The sequence below is a fragment of the Hydrogenophaga sp. genome, from assembly GCF_028698005.1.
GTDB lineage: Bacteria > Pseudomonadota > Gammaproteobacteria > Burkholderiales > Burkholderiaceae_C > Hydrogenophaga.
Window position 1 is genome coordinate 1 of the sequence record NZ_JAQVEJ010000192.1, and the last position, 4,947, is coordinate 4,947.

At 66.5% G+C, this 4,947-nt stretch carries 6 protein-coding genes; all 6 read left to right on the top strand.

All coding sequences use genetic code 11. The annotated features are described in order from the left end of the window. A partial coding sequence (locus PHQ87_RS14360; protein ID WP_300235782.1) for a YqgE/AlgH family protein occupies positions 1-174 on the top strand: 174 nt, incomplete at its 5' end. A 178-nt stretch (positions 175-352) separates the two neighbouring features. Next, positions 353-775, top strand: coding sequence for a Holliday junction resolvase RuvX (gene ruvX, locus PHQ87_RS14365; protein WP_300235765.1), 423 nt, complete (start codon positions 353-355; stop codon positions 773-775). Next, positions 772-1,281 carry a bifunctional pyr operon transcriptional regulator/uracil phosphoribosyltransferase PyrR gene (gene pyrR / locus PHQ87_RS14370; RefSeq protein WP_300235768.1) on the top strand — a complete coding sequence of 170 codons (510 nt, stop codon included), beginning with the start codon at positions 772-774 and terminating at the stop codon, positions 1,279-1,281. Before ruvX ends, pyrR begins: the two co-directional genes overlap by 4 nt. Then, a complete protein-coding gene (locus PHQ87_RS14375; protein WP_300235771.1) occupies positions 1,271-2,248 on the top strand; it encodes an aspartate carbamoyltransferase catalytic subunit in 978 nt (325 codons plus the stop codon). Before pyrR ends, PHQ87_RS14375 begins: the two co-directional genes overlap by 11 nt. A gap of 382 nt (positions 2,249-2,630) precedes the next feature. Then, a complete protein-coding gene (locus tag PHQ87_RS14380) occupies positions 2,631-3,911 on the top strand; it encodes a dihydroorotase (RefSeq protein ID WP_300235775.1) in 1,281 nt (426 codons plus the stop codon). A 110-nt stretch (positions 3,912-4,021) separates the two neighbouring features. Then, positions 4,022-4,903, top strand: coding sequence for a dihydroorotate dehydrogenase electron transfer subunit (locus PHQ87_RS14385; protein WP_300235779.1), 882 nt, complete (start codon positions 4,022-4,024; stop codon positions 4,901-4,903). Positions 4,904-4,947: the final 44 nt, after the last annotated feature.

A 4,947-nucleotide genomic window follows, 5' to 3' on the forward strand; every position in this document is an offset into this window, starting at 1 on the left:
GCCGGATGGGGTGCCGGCCAACTGGAGCAGGAGATAGCGGACAACGCCTGGCTGTCCGGCCCGGCCGATCCCGGCATCCTGTTCGGCCTGCCGGCGGAGGAACGCTGGGGCGCCGCGGCTGCGCTCATCGGTGTCGACCTGACCCTGCTGTCCAGCGAAACCGGCCACGCGTGAGAGGCGGCATATCAGTCCGCGAATGAAGGCGAATAGACGCAAATAATGCAAAATGGCCTTGCTTCACCCGCTGCTTTTCCGCCGCTCACACGGTTTGTGGATAGGGACGTGATCAACCCGGACATTCACGCCCATTCGCATTCATGTGCGGACCGTTTCTCTTCCGGGCCCCCCTCCCGTGACTGACTCGGTCCTGCTCGGTTTCGACTACGGCACCAAGCGCATCGGTGTCGCCGTCGGCCAGACCCTCACCGGCAGCGCCCGCCCCCTCACCATCGTCCGCGCCCGCGACGGCAAGCCCGACTGGGAGGCGATCAGTCGGCTGATCAGTGAATGGCAGCCGGCGGCGCTGGTCATCGGCCTGCCGGTGCACATGGACGGCACCGAACACGAGCGCACCACCCGCGCGCAGCGCTTTGGGAATCAGCTGGCGGGCAGGTACAATCTGCCGGTCCACCGCGTCGACGAACGCCTCACCTCCTACGAGGCCGAACTGGATCTGCGCGCGCAGGGCAAGGGAGGCGAAGCGCTGGACGCTGTCGCCGCACAACTGATCCTGCAAAGCTGGCTGGACGCCCACGTCAAAGAGAGCCGCCCATGACTACGCAACCCGACATCGAACACCCCCTGCAGTCGATGGCCGCACGCCTGCGCGAGCTGCTCGCTGCCCGCGGCATCGGCGACCCCTGCATGGTGGGCATCCACACCGGCGGCGTGTGGGTGGCCCGGCGCCTGCATGAACTGCTTGGCCTCGGCGAGCCGCTCGGCACCCTGGACATCAGCTTCTACCGCGACGACTTCTCGCGCATCGGCGTGCATCCGCAGGTGAAGCCGTCCAATCTGCCGTTCGATGTGGAAGGGCGCCACATCATCCTGGTGGACGACGTGCTCTACACCGGCCGCACCATCCGCGCCGCGCTGAACGAAATCTTCGACTACGGCCGCCCGGCCTCGGTGACGCTCGCCGTGCTGGTGGAGCGCGGTGGCCGCGAGCTGCCGATCCAGGCCGACGTGGCCGGTCTGCAAATGGATTTGGAGACCGATCAGCAGGTGAAGCTGAGCGGCCCGGAAGATCTCACCCTGACGGTGCAAAGTCATGCCGAATAACATCCAGCTCGACAGCAACGGCAACCTGCGTCACTTTCTCACCGTCGAGGGACTGAAGCGCCAGACCCTCACCGACATCCTCGACCTGGCCGAGTCCTTCGCCACGGTGGACGCGCAGAGCGTGAAGAAGGTGCCGCTGCTGCGCGGCAAGACCATCGCCAACCTGTTCTTCGAGTCGAGCACGCGCACCCGCACCACCTTCGAGCTGGCGGCCAAGCGCCTCTCCGCCGACGTGCTCAACATCAACATCCAGACCTCGGCCACCTCCAAGGGCGAGAGCCTGCTCGACATGCTGCACAACCTGGAGGCGATGCACTGCGACATGTTCGTGGTGCGCCACGCCGACTCCGGCGCCGCCCACTTCATCGCGCGCCACGTCGCGCCGCACGTCTCGGTAGTCAATGCCGGCGACGGCCGCCACGCCCACCCCACCCAGGGCATGCTGGACATGTTCACCATCCGCCGCCACAAGGGGCCGGACTTCGGTGCCCTGCGCGTGGCCATCGTCGGCGACATCATGCACTCGCGCGTGGCGCGCTCGCAGATCCACGCCCTCAACATCCTCGGCGTGGGCGAGCTGCGCGCGGTCGCCCCCAAGACCCTGGTGCCGCCCGAGGCCGGCGCGCTGGGCGTGCATGTGTTTCACGATATGGCGCGCGGCCTGAAGGATGTCGACGTGGTGATCATGCTGCGCCTGCAGCGCGAACGCATGCAGGGCGCGCTGATCCCGAGCGGCAGCGAGTTCTATCAGCTCTATGGCCTCGACGCCAACATGCTGGCCCACGCCAGACCCGATGTCATCGTCATGCACCCCGGCCCGATCAACCGCGGCATCGAGATCGATTCGGCCGTGGCCGACGGCGAGCAGTCGGTGATCCTGGAACAGGTAAGCAACGGCATCGCGGTGCGCATGGCGGTGATGTCCATGTGCCTGGGACGGGCGCCGGACGCGGGGGAAGGCGCATGATGCAGGCCCATAATAATTGTGGGTCGGACTTCAGTCCGACAACGGCGCTGCGCCCGGCCCCGGCATGTCGGACTGAAGTCCGACCCACGGCCCCGCACCAGGCCTTTGGTAGGTCGGGTTTCAACCCGACGGCAGCGCCTGCCCCGGCCACGGCATGTCGGACTGAAGTCCGACCCACAACCCTGCACCAGGCCTTTGGTAGGTCGGGTTTCAACCCGACGGCAGCGCCTGCCCCGGCCACGGCATGTCGGACTGAAGTCCGACCCACGGCCCCGCACCAGGCCTTTGGTAGGTCGGGTTTCAACCCGACGGCGGCGCCTGCCCCGGCCACGGCATGTCGGACTGAAGTCCGGCCCACGGAGAGAGGCTGAAGGACGACACCATGCATACGGTAATCCGCAACGGCCGTCTCATCGACCCGGCCAACCACCGCGACGAAACCGCCGACATCTACATCGCTGCCGGGCGCATCGCCGCCATCGGCGCGGCGCCCACCGGCTTCACCGTGCAGAAGGAAATCGACGCGCGCGGCAAATGGGTGCTGCCCGGCCTGGTCGACCTGCGCGCCCATCTGCGCGAGCCGGGCCAGAAGCGCAAGGGTAGCATCGCCAGCGAAACACGCGCCGCCGCCGCCGCCGGCATCACTACTTTGTGCTGTGCGCCCGACACCAGTCCGGTGATCGACACCGTCGCTGTGGTCGAACTGATCCGCCGCCGCTCCAGTGAGGCGGGGATGGCCCATGTATTGCCGCTGGCCGCCCTCACCCCGGGCCTGGCCGGCGAGCAGATCAGTGAAATGCACAGCCTGGTTCAGGCGGGCTGCGTCGCCGTCAGCAACGGCAAGAGCCCCATGGCCAATACCCTGGTGCTGCGCCGAGCCATGGAGTATGCCGCCGGTCTCGACATCCCGGTGCTGCTGTATTCCGAAGACCCCTGGCTCGGTGCCAGCGGTTGTGTGCATGAGGGCGTGGTCTCCACCCGACTTGGCCTGCCCGGCATTCCGGCCTGTGCCGAGGTGATCGCGGTGGGTCGCGACCTGTTGCTCATCGAACAGACCGGTGTGCGCGCCCACTTCAGCCAGCTCTCCAGCGCCCGTGCCGTGGAGCTGGTGGCAGCGGCCCAGGCACGCGGTGTGCCGGTCACCGCCGATGTGAGCGCCCACCAGCTCTATCTCACCGAGATGGACGTGGGTCAGTTCAACAGCCTGTGCCACGTGCGCCCGCCGCTACGTAGTCAGCGCGACCGCGAAGGCCTGCGCGCCGCCCTGGCCGAGGGCGTGATCACGGCCGTTTGCTCCGACCACCAGCCGCACGATACCGACGCCAAGCTGGCGCCGTTTCCGGCCACCGAACCGGGTATCTCGGCGCTGGAAACTCTGCTGCCGCTGACCCTGCGCCTGGCGGAGGAAAAGGTGTTGTCGTTGCACGAGGCCATCGGCCGCATCACCTGGCAGCCGGCCGGCATCATCGGCCAGAGTGTCGGCACCCTCGGCCTGGGCGCACGCGCGGACATCTGCATCGTCGACCCCGAGCGTTACTGGACGGTGAGCACCAAGACCTTGGTGAGCCGCGGCAAAAATACCCCGTTCATGGGCTGGGAGTTAAAGGGCGCGGTCAGCCACACCCTGCTCGACGGCAAACTGGTGTACGAAAACGCGCACTGACAAAATCCCGGTCCGCAAATGAACGCGAATGAACGCAAAATGAAACCCGAAGACGCATTCGCGTTAATTTGCGTTCATTCGCGGACCCTTTTCTTTCGAGCTATCACGCAATGACCAACAAGCCGCATCGCGACACCGTCTTCGTGGAAGACGCCGAGATCCTCAGCCACGAGCACTGTGCCGGCGAACAGCACATCCTGCGCGTGAAGGCGCCGCAGATAGCAAGCCACGCCCGCGCCGGCAGCTTCGCCCACATCACCGTCGATGCGCAGCGGCCGTTGCGCCGGCCCATCTCCATCATGCGCGTGAACAAAAACAGCGGCGAGGTGGATTTCCTCTACAAGGTGTTCGGCGAGGGCACTACGCTGCTGTCCAAACGGCAGGTGGGCGAGAAGCTGAGCATCCTCGGTCCCATCGGTACGCCGTTCAAGCTGCACATGGAGCGGCCGCGCCCGCTGCTCATCGGTGGCGGCGTCGGCATTCCGCCGATGGTATTCGTCGCCGCCGAGACGCTGGCAGTGAAGGGCGCGTATCAGCCGTTCGTGATCATGGGCTCCGAGGTGCCGTTCCCGTTCAAGGCGCAGCCGTCGAAGATCATGGTGCCGGGCATGAGTGCGGAGGTGATCGCCGCCATGCCGCTGCTGGAGGACTGGAGCATCCCCTCGCGCCTCGCCAGCCGCCAGGGTTACGCCGGCTGCCACGACGGCTACGTCACCGACGTGGCGCGCGCGTATCTGGATGCATTGACGCCGGAGCAGCGCAAAGAGGTGGAAGTATTTGCCTGCGGCCCGCACCCGATGCTGGAGGCGGTGGCGAAGCTGGCGCGCGAATATCACCTGCCCTGCCAGGTATCGATGGAGGAGTTCATGGCCTGCGGCATCGGCGGCTGCGCCGGGTGCACCATCGAGGTCCAGACCGACAGCGGCCCGGCCATGAAACGCGTCTGTGTCGATGGTCCGGTGTTCGACGCCAGGATGGTATTCCCCGACTAAACAGCGGCTCCGGATCGCTGGCCAGTTTTCTGTGGGTCGGGCTT